The following is a 17,759-nucleotide window of genomic DNA, read 5'->3' as shown; positions in this document are numbered from 1 at the left end:
CAGAGTCAGATCTTGGAAGAGAAGTGTTCGGCCACGCGTTTGGGCAAGCTGCTCATCGAGCCCGCCCCCATGCCAATGACCACATCGCCGTCGCACGTCATCTGGGCCAGCGCCGCGGGCATGTCGGACACGTCCTGCACAAAGAAGGGTTCTTTGCCTGCCAGTCGCAAGGCGCGCGCCAAAGCCCGTCCATCCGCCGCGGGAATTGGGGCTTCGCCGGCGCTGTAGACCTCGGTCAGCAGCACGGCATCGGCCTGGCCGAGCACGCGCACGAAGTCCTCGAAGCAGTCGCGCGTGCGGGTGTAGCGGTGCGGCTGGAAAGCCAGCACCAGGCGCTGGCGCGGGAAGGCGCCGCGTGCGGCGGCAAGCACGGCGGCCATTTCCACCGGGTGGTGGCCGTAGTCGTCAATCAGGAGGAACTGCCCGCCACTGGCGGTCGGCCACAGGCCATGGCGTTGGAAGCGCCGGCCCACGCCCTGGAACGCCGCGAGGGCGCGCTGGATCGGTGCGTCCTCGATGCCAATCTCGGTGGCCACGGCAATGGCGGCGAGTGCATTGCGCACGTTGTGCTCGCCGGCCAGGTTCAAGGTGATGGGCAGGTCGGGCAGTTGCGTGCCATTGCGGCGCTGGCAGGTGAACTGCATCTGCCCACCGCTGAGCGCCTGGATGCCCACAGCGCGCACATTCGCATCCTCGCCCAGGCCATAGCGCACCAGCGGGCGCTCGATGCGCTCGATCACCGCCTGCACACCGGCGTCGTCGCTGCACACCACCGCCGCACCGTAGAAGGGCATGCGGTGCAGGAAGTCGATGAAGGCCTGGTGCAGGCGCTCCACCGAATGCCCGTAGGTGTCCATATGGTCTTGGTCGATGTTGGTGACCACGGACAGCACCGGGCTCAGGTTCAGGAAGCTGGCATCGCTCTCGTCGGCCTCGACGACGATGAACTCGCCCTTGCCCAGTTGCCCATTGGCCCCCGCGGCATTGAGCAGGCCACCGATGACAAAGGTCGGGTCCAGGCCCGCCTCCACCAGGATGGAGGTGACCAGCGAGGTCGTCGTCGTCTTGCCGTGCGTGCCAGCGATGGCGATGCCCGACTTCAGTCGCATCAGCTCGGCCAGCATCACGGCCCGCGGCACCACGGGCACATGAGCGGCCCGGGCCGCCAGCACCTCGGGGTTGTCGGCCTTCACCGCCGTGGACGTAACTACCGCCTGGGCGCCGCCGATGTGCTCGGCCGCATGGCCGATGTGGATCGTGAGCCCCAGTTGGGCCAAGCGGTCGGTTACACCGCTGGCCGTTTGGTCGGAGCCGCTGACCGCAAATCCCAAGTTGTGGAGAATTTCCGCGATACCGGACATGCCAGCACCGCCAACGCCGACGAAGTGAATGCGTTTCACTGCGTGTTTCATGCGCGAACTCCGGAGTTCAGGGCTTCAATCGCATCTGCCACACGCTGGGCCGCCCCCGGTCGATGCTGCGCCCGAGCGGCCTCGGCCAGGGCCAAGCAACGCTCGCGACTCAGCTCGTTGGAAAGTAGCGCGGCCAGTCGCTCTGGCGTGGCCTCGGCCTGCGGCAAATGGAGAGCCGCGCCCTGGGCCGCCAGATGCCGGGCGTTGTCGCGCTGGTGCGCGGTGGTCTTGACGACCAGGGGCACCAGCACCGCGGCCACACCGGCTGCGCAGAGCTCGCTCATCGTGATGGCGCCAGCGCGACAAATCACCAGATCGGCAGCAGCCAGCTCGGCCGCCATGTCGTCGATGAAGGGGCGCACTTCGGCGTGCAGGCCGCGTTCGTCGTAATCCGCCAGCACGGCAGCGAGGTTGGCGTTACCGGTCTGATGCACCAGCTGGGGGCGCTGTTCGGGCTTGAGCAGGGCCAGCGCGGCCGGAATGGCTTCGTTGAGCGCCTTGGCGCCGAGCGAGCCGCCCACCACCAACACGCGCAAGGGGCCGCTGCGGTCGGCGAAGCGCTCGGCCGGCGCGGGCAGGTTCTCGATCGCCGCGCGAACCGGGTTGCCGGTGACCACGCCTTGTTGAATCTTCTCGACGCCCTGGAAGCCAAAGCCGAACGCGACCCGGTCGGCCACCGGCAGCAGGGCCTTGTTGGAGAGCAGCAGACCGGCGTCGGCATTCACCAGCACCAGCGGCTTGCCCAGCAGCGCGGCCATCAGGCCGCCGGGAAAGCAGACATAGCCGCCCATCCCCAGCACGGCGGTGGCGCGGCGGCGGCGCAGGATGCCGAGGCAATCCCAAAAGGCCTTCAGTAGGCGCAGGCCGCCGAACACAGTCTCGATGAAGTTCTTGCCGCGCAGTCCGGAGAAACGGAGGGTGTCCAGCTCAATCCCCGCCTTGGGCACTAACTGGTTCTCCATGCCGTGCGCGGTGCCCAGCCAGCTGATGGACCAGCCCCGCCGCTTCATTTCGGCGGCCAAGGCCAAGCCGGGAATGACGTGGCCGCCCGTTCCGGCAGCCATGATGACCAAGTGGCGTTCGCTCATGCTCGACCGCCCCGCATGAGTTCCCGGTTTTCTAAATCCACACGCAACACCACCGCCAACGCGATCAGGTTCATCAAAATGGCCGAGCCTCCGAAAGACAGGAGCGGCAGGGTCAATCCCTTGGTCGGCAGCGCGCCCAAGTTCACCCCGATGTTGATGAACGCCTGCCCCCCCATCCAAATGCCCACCCCTTGCGCGTACAGACCGGCAAAGACCCGGTCCAAAGCAATGGCTTGGCGCCCAATCAAGATCACGCGCCGGGTCAACCAGAAAAACGCCAGGATCACCACGCCCACACCCAACAAGCCCCACTCCTCACCAATCACGGCGAGCAGAAAGTCGGTGTGGGCTTCCGGCAAGTAGTGGAGCTTTTCCACCGACCCACCCAAGCCTTGACCGAACCACTCACCGCGTCCAAAGGCAATCAAAGAGTGGGTGAGCTGGTAGGCCTTACCCGCGGCGTACTTTTCGTCCCAGGGGTTCAGGTAGGCAAAGATGCGCTCGCGGCGGAACTCGCTGAAGGTGATCATCAGGACAAACGCCCCCACCAGCACCAAGAGCACCAAGCTGAACATGCGACCGTTGACCCCGCCCAGGAACAGCACGCCAATCGCGATGGCAGCGATCACCATGAAGGCCCCCATGTCGGGCTCGGCCAACAGCAAAAGCCCCATCACACCCAAGGTGGCCAGCATCGGGCCCACCGACTTCCAGAACTGCTCCCGCAAGTCCATCTTGCGCGTCATGTAGCTGGCGGCATAAAGCGCTATGGCGAATTTCGCCAGTTCAGACGGCTGGAAGTTCATCACGCCCAACGGAAGCCAGCGGCGCGCCCCGTTCACGCCCTTGCCCACACCGGGAATCAAGACAATCACCAGCAGGACCAAGGCCCCCAGCATGAGCCAGGGGGTGATCCGCTCCCAGAACTTCACCGGAACTTGGGTCGCTGCCAGCGCCACACACAGCGCGATGCCGATCGCCAGCAGATGGCGGGACAAAAAATGGGTGGAGGCGTAGCGTGCAAAACGGGGGTTGTCCGGCAGCGCGATGCTGGCGGAATACACCATCACCAGCCCCAGCGCCATGAGGCAGACCACCACCCACACCAGGAGCAGGTCGTAGCCGTACGCCCGCGTGGGACGACTGTCTCGGATGTGGATGCCATCCCGTACGGGCAGCGTGAACCCCTCGTCACCGCTCTTGGGCCTGAACGGGTTCCATCCCCCAATCCCGTTCACAGGATCTCTCCCCGCTCGGCCGCCAACTCGCGCGCGGTGGCCACAAAGACCTCCGCTCGGTGGGCATAGTTGCGGAACATGTCGAGCGAAGCGCAAGCCGGACTCAGCAACACGGTGTCGCCGTGCTGCGCCTGCTCAAACGCCCACCGCGTGGCCGCCTCCAAGTCGGCATGCCGCTGAAGCGGCACCGCCGTGGTCTCCAAACAATGAGCCAGGGTTTCAGCGTCTTTTCCAATCAGCGCAACGGCCCGCGCGTAACGCGCAACGGGCTCGCGCAGCGGGCTGAAGTCTTGCCCCTTGCCGTCACCACCCAAGATCAGGCTCAATCGGGCCCCTTCTCGGTCGGCCCCCAGGCCCGCAAGCGCCGCTACCGTGGCCCCAACATTGGTCCCTTTGCTGTCGTCGACGAAGTCCACACCCGCCAAGGTTCCCACCCATTCCACGCGGTGGGGCTCGCCCCGGTATTCACGCAGGGCGTGCAGCATCGGTGCCAAGGGGCACCCAATTTCGGTAGCCAGGGCCAGTGCGGCCAAGGCATTCGCGCTGTTGTGGCGCCCGCGAATGCGCAGGGCATCGGCCGGCATCAGCCGTTGAATCTGAACCTCCGGGGCCTCTGACCGCCCCCCGCGCTTGACCCGCACTGGCGTGTCGTCGGTCGGCACCGCCCGCGCCAACCACGCAATGCCTCCGGCCTCGACCAAACCAAAGTCCCCGGGGGCCTGGGGCTCATTCAAGCCGAAACGACACACCCGCCGAGGCGTCCACTTGACCGTGACTTTCAGCGGCTTGCCGCGCGCCCCGACGGGCGGGGGGGGCGCGGTGGGAACCATGGACTCCACCCAGGCGTCGTCTCGGTTCACCACCATCAAGGCTTGCGTGCCGAACACCCGCGATTTCGCCGCGGCGTACGCTTGCAGATCACCATGCCAATCGAGGTGATCTTGCGTGACATTGAGCACCGTCGCCGCACTCGGTTCAAACCCCTGGACCCCGTCCAACTGAAAGCTGGACAACTCCAGCACCCACACATCCGGTAGCGCCTTGAACTCGGGGGGCTTGGGCGGCGGCGGTTCAATGGGCAGGGCTTGATGGTCCAGCATCGCATCAAGCTGCTCCAAGCTGATGTCAGCTTCCGCCGCTTCTGCGGACTGCGTCGCTTCGTCCCGCAGCACCGCCGTGTCGGGGATGGGGAGGTCAAGCTGCTGAGGGGGTTCCAGCACCGGCGCGTGCCCTTCCTCGCGAAGGGCGGCGCTCAGCGTATCCAGAAGGGTGGGGCCAATGTTGCCCGCTACGGCCACGCACAGGCCGGCGGCTTCGCAGAGTTGTCCCGTGAGCGAGGTCGTCGTGGTTTTGCCATTGGTCCCGGTGATGGCCAACACAGCAGGGGCGTACCGCCACTGATGCTTCAGCGCCGCCAGGGCCTCCGCAAACAGATCGAGTTCCCCTTGAATGCGCACCTGCTGTTCTCGCGCGCTCGTCAAAAGCGCTTGCAGGCGGACATCCCGGGGCGAGAGCCCCGGCGATTTGAGGATGCGCTGAGCATCTTGCACGTCATCCGCAACAAGCGCCCCACGCAGCCGCTCCGCGCGGGGCACCAACGCAACCAGTGCCGCATCTTGGGGCGCGGCCTCTCGCGAGTCCCACACCCGAACCCGCGCTGCACCCTGCCAGGCAGCCCAGGCGGCCATGGCCAAGCCGCTGTCGCCCAGGCCCAGCACCAGCACGGATTGATTGCGCAGGAGGTCAAGCATGTCAGCGGAGCTTCAAGGAGGCCAGGCCCACCATGCACAGCAACATGGTGATGATCCAGAAGCGGATCACGACTTGTGTCTCGGTCCAACCCTTCTTTTCGAAGTGGTGATGAAGCGGCGCCATGCGGAACAGGCGACGGCCTTCCCCGTACTTCTTCTTGGTGTACTTGAACCAGCTGACCTGCAGCATCACGCTGAGCGTTTCTGCCACGAAGATGCCGCCCATGATCGCGAGCACAATTTCCTGGCGCGTGATGACGGCAATGGTTCCCAGCGCCCCACCCAGGGCCAGGGCGCCGACGTCACCCATGAAAACCTGGGCCGGGTGGGCGTTGAACCACAGAAAGGCCAATCCGGCACCGGCCATCGCCGCACAGAAGATCAACAGTTCACCGGCCCCAGGAATGTGCGGCAGGAACAGGTACTTCGAGAACACCGAAGAGCCCGTGGCATAGGCGAACACGCCGAGCGCAGAGCCCACCATCACCACCGGCATGATGGCCAACCCATCCAAGCCATCGGTGAAATTCACCGCGTTGCTGGCGCCCACAATCACGAAGTAGCTGAACAGCATGAAGCCCCAAACCCCCAGCGGCATGCTGATGGTTTTAAAGAAGGGCACGATCAAATCTGCTTTGGGCGGCAGGTCGGTCGAAAAGCCCGAACTCACCCAGCGAAAGAACAATTCGGCCACGCGAATGAAGCTGGTCTCCGACACCGAGAACGCCAGGTAGATCGCGGCGAGCAGACCAATCAGGCTCTGCCAGAAAAACTTTTCGCGACTCCGCATGCCTTCCGGGTTTTTGTTGACGACTTTGCGCCAGTCATCCACCCACCCGACGGCCCCAAACCCGGTGGTCACCAGCATCACCACCCAGACGAAGCGGTTGTTCCAGTCGAACCACAGAAGGGTGGAGGCGGCAATCGCCAGCAGCACGAGCACGCCTCCCATCGTGGGCGTGCCGCTCTTCTTGAGGTGGCTCTGGACACCGTACTCCCGAACCGGTTGACCGATCTTCAAGGACGTCAGGTAGCGAATCACCCAGGGGCCAAAGGCCAGACCAATGAGCAACGCCGTCATCGCCGCCATCACGGCGCGAAAAGTGATGTATTGGAAAAGGCGCAACCAGCCCCAGTCGGGTTGCAGACCTTGCAACCACTCGGCCAACAGAATCAGCATGCCGCGTTCTCCGTACGGGGAGTGGCGCGCGCCAGCAGCGCGGCCACGGTTTGTTCCATGCGCATGAAGCGCGAGCCCTTGGCCAGAACACTGACCGCGCGCGGAGCCTCCATCGCCACGGCGTCAGCCGCCTGTCCCGCATCGGCAAAGCACCGCGCGTGGGTGCCGTAAGCAGCGGCGGCCGCTCGCGCGGCAACCCCGACACACCACAGATGCTCAATGCCCCGCTCACGGGCCAAAGCGCCGACTTCGGCGTGAAAGGCCGGGCCTTGGTCACCCACCTCCCCCATGTCGCCCAAAAGGAGCCACCTGGGGCCCGGCAAACCGGCGAGCAGCTCAATTGCCGCCCGCATGGAATCGGGGTTGGCGTTGTACGTGTCATCCACCAACGTCCAGAGCCCTTCGGGTCCCTGCAGTCGGTGAACTTGTGAACGTCCCTTGGCGGCTTTGAAGTCCTCAAGGCCACTCTTGACCGCCAGCAGCGGTGCCCCCGCCGCCATCGCACAGGCCGCCGCAGCCAAAGCGTTGCGCAGGTTGTGTAGGCCCGGCATGCGCAGTTCGAGGGGCATCTCCCCCCCGGGCGTGTGCAACGTCACCGCCCAATGTGTGTCTTGCCACAGCGCGTCAGCCGTGAGGTCCGCAGCCCCCTGCAAGGCAAAGGTCAGGTGCGCGCGTTCGCCCGCCAACTGCCACCAAATGGGTGCACACACATCGTCGGCTGGAAACACGGCAGTCCCCTGGGCCGACAGCGCGTTCAAGGCACAGCCGTTCTCACGCGCCGTGGCCTCCACCGTGGCCATGAACTCCTGGTGCTCGCGCTGGGCGTTGTTCACCAAAGCCACCGTGGGAGCGGCCAACAAGGCCAGCGGCGCGATCTCCCCGGGGTGGTTCATGCCGATCTCGACCACTGCTGCCCGATGCCACAGGCCATCCTCTTGCTGGCGCAAGCGCAGCAGCGTCAACGGAACGCCAATGTCGTTATTGAAGTTGCCTGCTGTGGCCAGGGTCGCCGCCTCGCCCACCCAGGCACGCAAGATGCCGGCCACCATTTGCGTGACCGTGGTCTTGCCATTGGAGCCCGTCACCGCGATCAGCGGCAGGCTGTGGCGCGCGCGCCAAGCCCCGGCCAGGGCCGCCAAGGCCAACCGGGTGTCCGGCACCTGGATGCCATTCCAACCCGCGAGCCCCCGCTCGGCCAGGGCCGCCACGGCGCCCGCTGCAGCCGCCTGCGGCAGGAATTCGTGGGCATCAAAGCGCTCGCCCCGGAGAGCCACAAACAGATCACCGGCCTGCAGGCTGCGCGTGTCGGTGTGCACGCGCTGAAAGGCGAGGCTGGCATCACCGAACAATTCGGCAGCCACACCGCGTTCGCGCAGGGCCTGAACCGCCTCCGCCAGGGTCCACATGTTCATGACGCCCCCTTGGCGCTGTGCGCCGTCCCCCTGAGGGGGAGCGAGCGCCTTCGGAGCGGCCGTGCGGCGCTCATAGCCCGGCCCGCTCGATCAAGGCCGCACGCGCTTGCTGGGCATCGTCAAACGGGTGCTTGACGCCCTGGATCTCCTGATAGTCCTCGTGGCCCTTGCCGGCGATGACGATCAGGTCCTCGCGCGCCGCGCCGAGCACGGCCGTGCGGATGGCCTCGGCGCGGTTCTCGATGGCCTGGTGTTCGCCACCGACCCCTGCGGCGATGTCCGAGAGGATTTGCGCCGGGGCCTCGGTGCGCGGGTTGTCACTGGTGAGCACCACGGCGTCGGCCAGCCGGGCAGCGATGGCGCCCATTTGCGGGCGCTTGCCGCGGTCTCGGTCGCCACCGCAGCCGAACACAACGTGCAGCTTGCCCCCACGCGCGGCGGCCAGGGGCTTCAGGGCCGAGAGCGCTTTGTCCAGCGCATCGGGCGTGTGGGCATAGTCCACCACCACCATCGGCAGCTCGCGGCCCGTGCCAATGCGCTGCATGCGGCCGGGCACCGGGGTCACCGGGCTGCAGGCGGCAAGTGCCTCATCCAGCGGGATGCCCAGCGCGCGCAGCGCGGCCAGCACACCCAGCCAGTTGTGCAGGTTGTAGTCGCCGATCAGGCCGGTCTGCACCGTGCGGTGTTCGCCGCCTTCCATCACGTCAAAGGCCAGGCCTTGCGCGGTGTAGCGCGGGTGGGCACCGCGCAGGCGTGCTGCGGCCGCCGTGCCCACGGTCCAGAGGTCGGTGCGACCCTGCAACTCGGCGGCCCAGGCGGCGCCCTGCGCATCGTCGACGTTCAACACCGCGGCCTGCAGGCCGGGCCAGTCGAACAGCTTGCGCTTGGCCGCGGCATAAGCCTCCATGCTGCCGTGGTAGTCCAGGTGGTCCTGCGTGAAGTTGGTGAACTGCGCCACCTTGATCTGCACGCCGCCCAGGCGGTGTTCCTCGATGCCAATGCTGCTGGCTTCGATGGCGCAGGCGGCAAAGCCAGCCTCGCGCATGCTTTTGAAACCCTGCTGCAAGCGCACCGGATCGGGCGTGGTCAGGCCGGTGTATTCGATTGGCAGGGCCGCCGCGCGGCCATCAGGCGCCGGTGGCTCACCCACCCCCAGGGTGCCCACCACACCGCAGCGGCGCCCGGCCAGGCTGAGCGCCTGCGCGGTCCACCAGGCGGTGCTGGTCTTGCCATTCGTGCCGGTGACGGCGATGACGTCCAGTGCCCGGGTGGGCTGGTCAAAGAACTCGGCGGCGATGGCACCGGTGTGGCGTTTGAGTTCGGGCAGCGCGGCCACGCGGGCGTCGTCGAAGCCGAAGGCCTCCAAGCCTTCAGCTTCGACCAGGCAGGTGGCGGCGCCCGCCGCCAGCGCTTGCCGGACGAAGCTGCGGCCGTCGCGCACATGGCCAGGCCAAGCCACGAAGGCATCGCCCGGGCGCACGGCGCGGCTGTCGCTCACCAGCGTTCCGGTGCACCACTCGCGCAGCCATCGCGCAGCAGCATCAGGGGATTTGAGGCGGGTGATGGTCATGAGTGAACTCAAAAACTTTCAAGCACGGGCGTGAACTTGGTCGCCGTATTCATCGCCACGATCTGGCTTTGAACATCCAAATCGGGCGCCACATTCATGAGGCGCAACGTTTGGGAAACCACCTGGCTGAACACCGGAGCCGCCACCGCACCGCCGTAATGCACCCCATTGCTGGGCTCGTCCACCATGACCGCCACGATCACCCGTGGCTTGCTCACGGGCGCCAACCCCACAAACCAGCTGCGGTACTTGTTGCTGGCGTACCCGCGGCCTTCCTGCTTGTGGGCCGTGCCGCTCTTGCCGCCCACGCTGTACCCCAGCACCTGCGCCTTGGGCCCCGTTCCCTGCTCCGTGGTGGCCATTTGGAGCATGGTGCGAATTTCTCTCGCCGTCTCCGGCGAAAACACCCGAGCTCCCCGAACGGGTTGGTCCGACGGCAGCTTGTTCAAGGTCACGGGCAGCACTTCGCCATCATGGGCAAAGACGGTATAGGCCCGCGCCAGCTGCAACAAACTGGCCGACAAGCCGTAGCCATAGCTCATGGTCGCCTGTTCAATGGGGCGCCAACTTTTCCAAGGCCGAAGCTTGCCGCTAACAGCCCCGGGGAACTGCAGCCCCGGCCGTTGCCCCAGCCCAATGCCGCTGTACATCTCGTGCAGCTCGTGGGGCTGGAACATCATGGCCATCTTGGTCGTGCCCACGTTGCTGGACTTCTGGATGACCTGCTGCACCGTCAAGGCGTCATAGCGGTGCACATCGGTGGGGTGCCAGCCGCTGATATTGATGCTGAACGGGTTGGCATTGATCACCGTGTCCGGCTGAACCTTGCCACGCTCCAAAGCCAAAGCGGCAATGAAGGGCTTCATGGTCGAGCCCGGTTCAAACACGTCAGTCAAGGCGCGATTGCGCAGCTGATTCCCTGTGAGGTTCTTGCGCGTGGCCGGGTCGAAACTCGGGTAGTTCGCCAACGCCAAGATCTCCCCGGTTTGCGCGTCCAGCACCACGCACGACCCCGCCTTGGCTTTGTGCTCGGCAACGGCGTCGCGGATGCGTTGATAGGCAAAGAACTGCACCTTGGCGTCCAGCGACAGCTGCACGTCTTGACCGTGCTGCGCGGGGAGCGCATCCCCCATGTCCTCGACGATGCGACCCAGCCGGTCCCGGACGACGCCACGCCGACCGTCTTGGCCCTGGAGTTGGCGCTGGAACGCGAGCTCAATGCCCTCCTGCCCTCGATCCTCCAGGTTCGTGAAACCCACCACATGGGCCGAGGCTTCACCTTCCGGGTAGCGGCGGCGGAACTCGCGGTCCTGGTACACGCCTTTGATCTTGGCCGCCTTCAGCGCCTGCGAGGTCTCGTCGTCCAGTTCGCGTTTGAGCCAAGCGAATCGACCTTCGATGTCCAGCTTGCGATCCACCTCATCACGGCTCAGCCCCAAGATCTTGCTGAGGCGGGCTCGGTCATCGCGCGAGACCTCCTGCGGCACCGCCCAGGCCGAGGGCACCGCCACGCTGGCCGCCAGCAGGTGGCCATTGCGGTCCTGAATGCGTCCCCGACTGGCGGGCAATTCCAGTGTGGCCGCGTAGCGTTGCTCGCCTTGGGCCTGGAAGAAGTCCTCAGCCCAAACCTGAACGTAGACCGCGCGGCCCAGCAAGCCCACGAAAGCTGCCCCGATGGCCGCAACCAACAAGCGGGAGCGCCACACGGGGGTCTTGCTCTTGAGCAGCGGGCTGCTGCCATAGCTCAGCGACGCCGAACCGTCGGGCTTGGAGGGGAACAGCTTCATGGTTGGGAGGCGGCCGACGCGGCCGGCGAAGAAGCAGTGGCCAAAGTCACTGCCGGGCTGATGGGGCGCATGAGCAATCGCTCGCGAGCGAGTTGCTCCACGCGCAGGTTGGTGGCCTCGTTTTCACGTTCGGCTTGAAGGTGGGCCAAATCAGCCTCCAGCTTCCGGGCCTCGAACTTGCTGCGCTCGAACGCAGCAAAAGTCCGACGGTGTTCGTAGCTCTGCCGCACCTGCGCCAGCGCGGACAGCACCAGGGCCACCAGCAGCAGGACATTCAGGCGCAACCACATGGTGCGCCCTCAATTCACACGCTCCGCCACCCGCAGCACAGCGCTGCGGGAGCGAGGATTGGCCGCCACTTCGTCGGCACTGGGGTGTATCCGGGCGATGGCGCGCAACGGCATGGCCCGTGGCGGCGCAAACGGTGCACGACGGTCGGGTTCGTCCTTGCTGTGCGCCTGGATGAAGCGCTTGACCATTCGGTCTTCCAGCGAATGAAAGCTGATGACGGCCAAACGTCCGCCCCGGCTCAGTCCCTCAAGCGTGCGGTCGAGCGCGCAGCGCAACTCTTCAAGCTCACCATTGACGTGAATCCGTAAAGCTTGAAACGTGCGGGTCGCAGGGTCCTGCCCCGGCTCTCGGGTCTTGACGACGCGCGCGACCAACTCAGCGAGCTCTCGGGTGCGGGCCAATGGGGGCCCTGATTCGCGGCGAGCCACAAGCGCCTTTGCAATCGGCCCAGCAAACCGTTCTTCCCCGTAGTCACGAATCACCTCTGTCAGTGTGCGCACGTCGGCGCGGTTCAGAAAATCGGCCGCCGACTCACCCTGAGTTGGGTCCATGCGCATGTCCAGCGGGCCGTCCATCCGGAAGGAAAAACCGCGTTCGGCTTCGTCAATTTGGGGGCTGGAAACCCCCACATCCAGCAGCAAGCCCTGAACCGGGCCCACGCCCAAGTTCCGCACCACCTCCGCCCAGTCGGAAAACTGGGCGTGATGGATGGAAAACCGTGGATCACTGACCGAGCGCCCGGCCGCCAGCGCGGCGGGATCACGATCCAGCGCGATGAGGCGGCCTTGCGGGCCCAACCGGGACAGCAGCAAACGGCTGTGGCCACCGCGGCCAAACGTTCCATCCACATACACGCCGTTGAGGTCGGCCTCGGTATGCAGCAGGGCGTTCACCGCCTCATGCAGCATCACCGTGAGGTGCGGACGCGCGGCGCTGGCTTCGGCGCTGGGAGAGTCGATCACCGGCGCCACGATCAGAAGTTCAGTTCGGCGATGGAGGCCGGCATGGGCGAGGCCATCGTGGCCGCCTCGTGATCGGCATGCACCTGGGCATCCCAGAGCTCGAAATGTGAGCCCACGCCCATGAACTTCAGGTCGCGCTGCAGCTTTGCGAAGCTGCGCAGTTCGGGCGCGATCAAGAAGCGGCCGGCGGCGTCCAACTCAACGTCCTGGGCACTCCCCAACAAGAAGCGTCGCCACGCCGCGGCCTCTTGCGGCAGCGCCAGCAAACGCGCCCGCAATTCAAGCCAAATGGGTTGGGGATAGAGCTTGAGACAGCCCTCAGGGCTCTTGACCAGGGTGAGCTGCCCGGCGCATTGCGCGGCCAAGGCATCGCGAAAGCGAGTGGGCACAGCGGTGCGGCCCTTGGCATCCATGGCCAAGACCGACGTCCCCTGAAACACCCCACCCGCCGGATCGGCCACAGCACCCTCGCAATCCACAAAAACCCACTTTTCGCAACTTTACCCCCTGCAATTACCTTCGTCACACCGCAACCCGTAAAAAAGTGCTTGGCGTATCAACGACTTACCGCCGCGACCGTCGTCACAGGAAATCAAAAAAAAGTGATTCAGATAAACAACTTGGAGTGCGCTAAGCAAGTGAAGCTTGAGAACGCAAGGAGGCCAGCACCCCCTCACATCAGTGAAGACCCCAGGGAAAGCTCAACGGGGAAACCACATCGAGAAACACGTGAATAAGGGGGGCAAATGTGTTGCCAGCACTCCGTTTCCCGCCCAACATCAAGACAACTCGGAGCACGCGATGAATCGCCGACTCGGCCTTATGGTGTTGGGATTGGGGCCCACCCTGTGTGCGGCAACGCCGCTCTTGCGCTTCGCAGAAGAAGGCAATTGGCCCCCGTTCACCCGGGAACGGGGAGGGCTTGCACAAACCGGCCTGTCACTGGCACTGATCCGTGAGATCGGTCGCCGGGCCGGGTTCGCGGCCAGACTGGAGCTTTTCCCCATGAAACGCCTCTTGCTTGAGCTCCAGCAAGGGCGCCACGACGGAGTGACCGTCATCTCGCGCAACCCAGAACGTGAGGCGTTGCTGGCTTTTAGTGAGCCTTTGTTCCAAAAATTGGGCTACGTGTACTTCCGCGCAGGCGAGACCCTTGCTTGGGTTCAGTTCGCAGACTTCAAAGGCTTGCGCCTCGGGGTGACACGTGGCCACAACCTGGGCGAGGCCCTCGATCGTGCCATTCAGGCAGATCGGCTCAGCGTCGATGTCGGAGGCTCAGACGAGCAAAATTTCATCAAACTCATTGCGGGCCGCGTGGACGCGGTGTTCGCCAATCATTGGTCAGCCCTGTTTCTTCTGCGGCAGGATCGGTTCAAGGGCTTGATTGATCGTGCACCCAAACCTTTTTTCACTAAGGACTATCACGTCGGCATCAGCCGCCGTTCCAGTCATGCAATGGCCTGGCTGCCAGCCATCAACAAGGCCATCCAGTCCATGAAGTCCGATGGCAGTTTGGATACCCTGCTCGTCGAGCACTTGAATCCGGCCGCGAGTCCTACAAAGACTCCTTGATGATTCGTCCCCCCGAGGGCTGGGTGGGTCGCGCATTCATCGGATACAGCTTGCCAAAGATGGCCAGTTGCTGAGCACCGATCGGCACGGGCTGACGCAGCACGAGCCAGAGCACCCCTTCGCTGCAGGGGGGCGTGGTCAGGCTGCCCATGAAGGTGTAGTAGGCGCGATCCGTGGGCAGGAGTTGGCCCACATCGATTTCATCTGGCGCCCACTGAAGCTGCAGTTTCTCCAGAGGCAAGCTGTTCAAGACCTGCTGAACCTGCCCTTGATCCTGCCCGCGTTCCAGCAAGACGGCCACCACCGCCAGCTTGCCTTCGGGGTCCTTGTGGACCAAGTGGGCCACCATGTCGAACGCACGGCCGTTAATCCGCTCTTCGCTGGGTTTGTGGAAGTGAAACTGCTGCAATTCAAACCGGCGGCCCGCAACGGACAGAAAGTTGCCCGGCTCCACATTGGCCTGGATCGCATGGCCGGTGTCGATCACACTGAAGCGGCTGACCCGATAGTCGAACTGAATCCGCTCCAAATCCACCTTCAGCGTGTCGCGAATGTCGATGGGGGTTTGCCGTGTGCCCAGCGCGCACAGGCGGTTCTCGGGGCTGAGTTCCCCCCAGCGATCGGGAGCGCCGTCGCCGGCATACCCCCAGGCATGCCCGTCGGGTTTGGCGGCCGCCTTGGGCGCCGTCTTGCCGCCAAGCGTCGCCGCACCGCGGTTCTGCACCTTGAGCTCCGCGGCCTTGTCTTGCTCCAGCTTGTCAGCCAGGCGTTGGCGCAGGTTTTTCGGCGGCTCCTCCGCCGGTGCTCGCACACCCGTCAACCCCAGCAACAGGGCGAGCATCACCACTGAACGGTTCTTCATGCTGCAGCTTTCGGCAGGATGCCCACAGACTTGAGGCAGCCGATGCGGCGGGGCTTCAGTTACCCATCAGTTCGTTCAAGGCTTGCTGGTAAGGCAAGGCCTCCCGCACCGCACCAATCGTGTCCCAAACCCGGTCCACCAGCGCCGGGGCTTTCTGCGCAAAAGGCAAGGCGAACACCAGGTAATACGCCTGCGACACCAGCGCAGGCTCCATGCGCTCCAACTCGGCCGCCAACTCGGGGCGCCGCTGCAACACCCGGTCCGCTGCCAAGGTTTGCAGCGCGGCCAACTCGACCCGGCCTTTCTGCAGCTTCACCAACACGGCTTCGCTCAGGCGATTGCCGTCATCCACGGTGAAGCCTTGGTTGCGCAAGCGCCCCACGATGGAAAAGCCCGACTGGGCCCCGACCGATTCGGGCTGCCGGTTCATGCGCGCCCCGTCCCAAACCAGCAAGCTGCTCTTGCGACGGTAGAAGTGGTAGCTCTCGGTCAGCATGCGCCGCTCCTCGTCCACCTGACCGTTCTTCATCGGGTAAGCCAAAAACGTCGCCCGTTCGGCGCTGTAACTGGCCTTGAAGCCCCCGTCCACCTGCCCCTCTTTCATCGAGAGCAGACAGCGCCGCCATGGCATCCGCTCCACCTGGAAGCGCACCCCGAGTTTTTGCTCCACCATCCGCAGCATCACGCCATTGGCCCCGCCCCCCTCTCGCACCAGCCAAGGGTGGGCGTCTTCATCCTCGGCACACAAGCGGAGGGTCACCCCTTGGGCGCTGGCCACGCCACACCAGAGCGTTATCAGCAGCCAGCCTCCACAGAGGTGATGAAGGAATTTCATGGGGCCCAATATAGCGATCCGGGCCGCACACGCAAGCGCTTGAATCCCCAGTCAGGACGACCCAGACTGCCCTTGCCGTCGAACCAGGCGCCAAGACAGCAGCCCCACGGTGAGCGATGCCGCAGACGCCAAGGCCAGCCCAACCAAGGAATGCATGACCAAGGGCACCAAGGCGCCGGCCACCAGGGCATTGGCCGCGGCCGCGATGGCCGACTGCAGGGACGAGGCCATGCCCCGGCGGTCCGGCGCCTGGTCCAAAACCATCAGCGTGACCACCGGCACCATCAAGGACCACCCCAGGCTGAAGCAGCCAATCAGAGGCAAGCTCCATCGAGCCGCCTGCGGAGCCAGACTCACCAACGCCACATTGGCCACCGTTGCGGCCACCATGATGCGAAACCCGCGGCGCACTTGTCGCTCCGGCGCGATGCGGCCCGCCAAGCGGCCGCTCCAGGCTGCGCCCCCCATGATGCCGCCGATGCTGCACAGGAAAAACCAGAAATACTGGGTCGGCGCGAAGGCCAAGTGATGGCCCAGAAAGGTGGGGGCGGCCAAGACATACAGGAACATGCCGTTGAACGGAATGCCGCTGGCCAGCACGAGCAGCAAGAACCGAGGATTGCGGACCAACCCCGCGTATCCCGTCATCAGGGGGCGCAGTGCAAAGGGTTGCACCGAGGCTGGGGGCAGGCTCTCCGGCAAGAGGCGGGCATTGACCACGGTCATCAAGCAGCCGATGCCGGCCAGAAACCAAAAAATCGCGTGCCAATCGGCGTGAACGTAGAGATAGCCTCCCAAGACCGGCGCGATGGCCGGGGCCACACCAAAAAAGATGGTGACTTGGGACATCACGCGCTGCGCCTCGGAGGGCGGGAAGAGGTCCCGAATCACGGCGCGGCTAACCACCATGCCGGCGCCGGCACACATGCCCTGCAGCGCCCGGAAAAGAATCAGCGTTTCAATCCGCTGCGACAGGGCACAGCCAACCGAAGCCAGCGTGAACACCACCAGTCCGCCCAGCACCACCGGCCGACGCCCCAAACTGTCGGACAAAGCGCCGTGGAACAAGTTCATCACGGCGAAACCCAGCAAATAACCCGAGAGGGTTTGCTGCAATTGCACTGGAGTGGCGCCGGTGGAGCGCGCAATGCCCTCGAATGCCGGCAAGTAGGTGTCAATCGAGAACGGACCCAACATGCCCAGGGTGGCCAGCAACACCGCCAAGGTCCAGCGCGGGTGGCGCCAAAGACTGGCGGCTTGAGGATGCATGCGACGGGGGTCCAGTTACGAGATAGGGTGTCGTGAAGCCGTTCGATAAGCCGGATTTTGTGAGGCCTGTTGCCAGACCTTGACCGTCATTCCTCTGGGCCGGGGCTCACACCCCGGCTCGATGCCACCTACCCGCCGGCTCCGCGAGTCACGTCAACGCCGGCCTACTTGGTGTTGCTGCGCGTAGAGATTGCCCGTTTCACCTTGGGCGGGACGCCGGCAAGCGCCGGCGGGCCACCCAAGGTGCTGTGGGGTTTGGGTTGCACCCAAAGCCGCCGCTTGCGCGTCGGCTCCCGGCTCGCACCGGGCCCACAGACCACCCTCAGGCGGTTTCGCGAGGTTGCAGCTTGCACCGCGTCCACGCTACCCACTCAAACTCGTCTCTGTTGCTCTAATCCTCGGCTCGCGCCGGAGGGGTGTTACCCCCTACGCTGCTCTGTGCAGTCCGGACTTTCCTCCAAGGCACCCTTTCGGGTCTTGCCTCAGCGACGGTCTGAACCACTTCACGACCGCTGCATTGTCCGGTACTT

General features: G+C 65.0%; 15 protein-coding genes and 1 other RNA gene. 1 reads left to right on the top strand and 15 read right to left on the bottom strand.

Annotated elements, in window-relative coordinates; translation table 11 throughout:
- Positions 1–5: 5 nt before the first annotated feature.
- From murC to I7X43_RS05750, 11 genes are all read right to left on the bottom strand, one after another.
- Positions 6–1,412, bottom strand: a complete 1,407-nt coding sequence (murC, locus tag I7X43_RS05800) for a UDP-N-acetylmuramate--L-alanine ligase (protein ID WP_198099981.1) — start codon at positions 1,410–1,412, stop codon at positions 6–8.
- Positions 1,409–2,500, bottom strand: a complete 1,092-nt coding sequence (murG, locus tag I7X43_RS05795) for an undecaprenyldiphospho-muramoylpentapeptide beta-N-acetylglucosaminyltransferase (protein WP_198099980.1) — start codon at positions 2,498–2,500, stop codon at positions 1,409–1,411. Before murG ends, murC begins: the two co-directional genes overlap by 4 nt.
- The gene (gene ftsW, locus I7X43_RS05790) at positions 2,497–3,738 is read right to left on the bottom strand and encodes a putative lipid II flippase FtsW (RefSeq protein WP_198099979.1); all 1,242 of its coding nucleotides are present in this window, start codon (positions 3,736–3,738) and stop codon (positions 2,497–2,499) included. Before ftsW ends, murG begins: the two co-directional genes overlap by 4 nt.
- Positions 3,735–5,489 (bottom strand): Mur ligase family protein, encoded by a 1,755-nt coding sequence (locus I7X43_RS05785; protein WP_198099978.1) that lies wholly within the window; start codon positions 5,487–5,489, stop codon positions 3,735–3,737. Before I7X43_RS05785 ends, ftsW begins: the two co-directional genes overlap by 4 nt.
- Before the next feature lies 1 nt (position 5,490).
- Positions 5,491–6,669: a phospho-N-acetylmuramoyl-pentapeptide-transferase gene (mraY, locus tag I7X43_RS05780; RefSeq protein ID WP_198099977.1), complete on the bottom strand. Its 1,179-nt coding sequence runs from the start codon at positions 6,667–6,669 to the stop codon at positions 5,491–5,493.
- Positions 6,663–8,075 (bottom strand): UDP-N-acetylmuramoyl-tripeptide--D-alanyl-D-alanine ligase, encoded by a 1,413-nt coding sequence (locus tag I7X43_RS05775; RefSeq protein ID WP_375140386.1) that lies wholly within the window; start codon positions 8,073–8,075, stop codon positions 6,663–6,665. The genes mraY and I7X43_RS05775 overlap by 7 nt, the downstream gene beginning before the upstream one ends.
- 76 nt (positions 8,076–8,151) lie before the next feature.
- Entirely contained in the window at positions 8,152–9,651 is a 1,500-nt protein-coding gene (locus tag I7X43_RS05770; RefSeq protein WP_198099975.1) for a UDP-N-acetylmuramoyl-L-alanyl-D-glutamate--2,6-diaminopimelate ligase, read from the bottom strand.
- An 8-nt stretch (positions 9,652–9,659) separates the two neighbouring features.
- Positions 9,660–11,438: a peptidoglycan D,D-transpeptidase FtsI family protein gene (locus I7X43_RS05765; protein ID WP_198099974.1), complete on the bottom strand. Its 1,779-nt coding sequence runs from the start codon at positions 11,436–11,438 to the stop codon at positions 9,660–9,662.
- Entirely contained in the window at positions 11,435–11,728 is a 294-nt protein-coding gene (ftsL, locus tag I7X43_RS05760; protein WP_198099973.1) for a cell division protein FtsL, read from the bottom strand. Before ftsL ends, I7X43_RS05765 begins: the two co-directional genes overlap by 4 nt.
- A gap of 9 nt (positions 11,729–11,737) precedes the next feature.
- A complete protein-coding gene (gene rsmH / locus I7X43_RS05755) occupies positions 11,738–12,700 on the bottom strand; it encodes a 16S rRNA (cytosine(1402)-N(4))-methyltransferase RsmH (protein WP_310737527.1) in 963 nt (320 codons plus the stop codon).
- Between the two features lie 2 nt (positions 12,701–12,702).
- Positions 12,703–13,131, bottom strand: a complete 429-nt coding sequence (locus I7X43_RS05750) for a division/cell wall cluster transcriptional repressor MraZ (protein ID WP_198100361.1) — start codon at positions 13,129–13,131, stop codon at positions 12,703–12,705.
- A gap of 427 nt (positions 13,132–13,558) precedes the next feature.
- Here I7X43_RS05750 and I7X43_RS05745 point away from each other — a divergent pair, with 427 nt between their 5' ends.
- Positions 13,559–14,263, top strand: a complete 705-nt coding sequence (locus I7X43_RS05745) for a substrate-binding periplasmic protein (RefSeq protein ID WP_198099972.1) — start codon at positions 13,559–13,561, stop codon at positions 14,261–14,263.
- On the opposite strand, the gene I7X43_RS05740 is transcribed toward I7X43_RS05745, so the two are convergent.
- The 4 genes from I7X43_RS05740 to rnpB all read right to left on the bottom strand — a co-directional run bounded on the left by I7X43_RS05740 (position 14,247) and on the right by rnpB (position 17,734).
- Positions 14,247–15,125, bottom strand: a complete 879-nt coding sequence (locus I7X43_RS05740) for a carbonic anhydrase (protein ID WP_198099971.1) — start codon at positions 15,123–15,125, stop codon at positions 14,247–14,249. The genes I7X43_RS05745 and I7X43_RS05740 overlap by 17 nt on opposite strands.
- A gap of 55 nt (positions 15,126–15,180) precedes the next feature.
- Positions 15,181–15,960, bottom strand: coding sequence for a substrate-binding periplasmic protein (locus I7X43_RS05735; protein ID WP_198099970.1), 780 nt, complete (start codon positions 15,958–15,960; stop codon positions 15,181–15,183).
- A gap of 51 nt (positions 15,961–16,011) precedes the next feature.
- Positions 16,012–17,229: a multidrug effflux MFS transporter gene (locus I7X43_RS05730; protein ID WP_198099969.1), complete on the bottom strand. Its 1,218-nt coding sequence runs from the start codon at positions 17,227–17,229 to the stop codon at positions 16,012–16,014.
- 30 nt (positions 17,230–17,259) lie between these two features.
- Positions 17,260–17,734, bottom strand: an RNA gene (rnpB, locus tag I7X43_RS05725) — RNase P RNA component class A.
- Positions 17,735–17,759 lie beyond the last annotated feature (25 nt).

The sequence above is a fragment of the Inhella gelatinilytica genome, from assembly GCF_016093295.1.
In the GTDB taxonomy this organism is placed as follows: Bacteria; Pseudomonadota; Gammaproteobacteria; order Burkholderiales; family Burkholderiaceae_C; genus Inhella; species Inhella gelatinilytica.
This window is presented reverse-complemented; position numbering and strand designations above follow the sequence as displayed.

What these genes read in the sequence shown, in the direction of transcription:
- mraY (WP_198099977.1), bottom strand. Translation starts at nt 6,669, where the DNA reads ATGCTGATTCTGTTGGCCGAGTGGTTGCAAGGTCTGCAACCCGACTGG.
- I7X43_RS05765 (WP_198099974.1), bottom strand. Translation starts at nt 11,438, where the DNA reads ATGAAGCTGTTCCCCTCCAAGCCCGACGGTTCGGCGTCGCTGAGCTAT.
- I7X43_RS05730 (WP_198099969.1), bottom strand. Translation starts at nt 17,229, where the DNA reads ATGCATCCTCAAGCCGCCAGTCTTTGGCGCCACCCGCGCTGGACCTTG.
- murC (WP_198099981.1), bottom strand. Translation starts at nt 1,412, where the DNA reads ATGAAACACGCAGTGAAACGCATTCACTTCGTCGGCGTTGGCGGTGCT.
- I7X43_RS05770 (WP_198099975.1), bottom strand. Translation starts at nt 9,651, where the DNA reads ATGACCATCACCCGCCTCAAATCCCCTGATGCTGCTGCGCGATGGCTG.
- I7X43_RS05785 (WP_198099978.1), bottom strand. Translation starts at nt 5,489, where the DNA reads ATGCTTGACCTCCTGCGCAATCAATCCGTGCTGGTGCTGGGCCTGGGC.
- I7X43_RS05735 (WP_198099970.1), bottom strand. Translation starts at nt 15,960, where the DNA reads ATGAAATTCCTTCATCACCTCTGTGGAGGCTGGCTGCTGATAACGCTC.
- murG (WP_198099980.1), bottom strand. Translation starts at nt 2,500, where the DNA reads ATGAGCGAACGCCACTTGGTCATCATGGCTGCCGGAACGGGCGGCCAC.
- I7X43_RS05775 (WP_375140386.1), bottom strand. Translation starts at nt 8,075, where the DNA reads ATGTGGACCCTGGCGGAGGCGGTTCAGGCCCTGCGCGAACGCGGTGTG.
- ftsL (WP_198099973.1), bottom strand. Translation starts at nt 11,728, where the DNA reads ATGTGGTTGCGCCTGAATGTCCTGCTGCTGGTGGCCCTGGTGCTGTCC.
- I7X43_RS05740 (WP_198099971.1), bottom strand. Translation starts at nt 15,125, where the DNA reads ATGAAGAACCGTTCAGTGGTGATGCTCGCCCTGTTGCTGGGGTTGACG.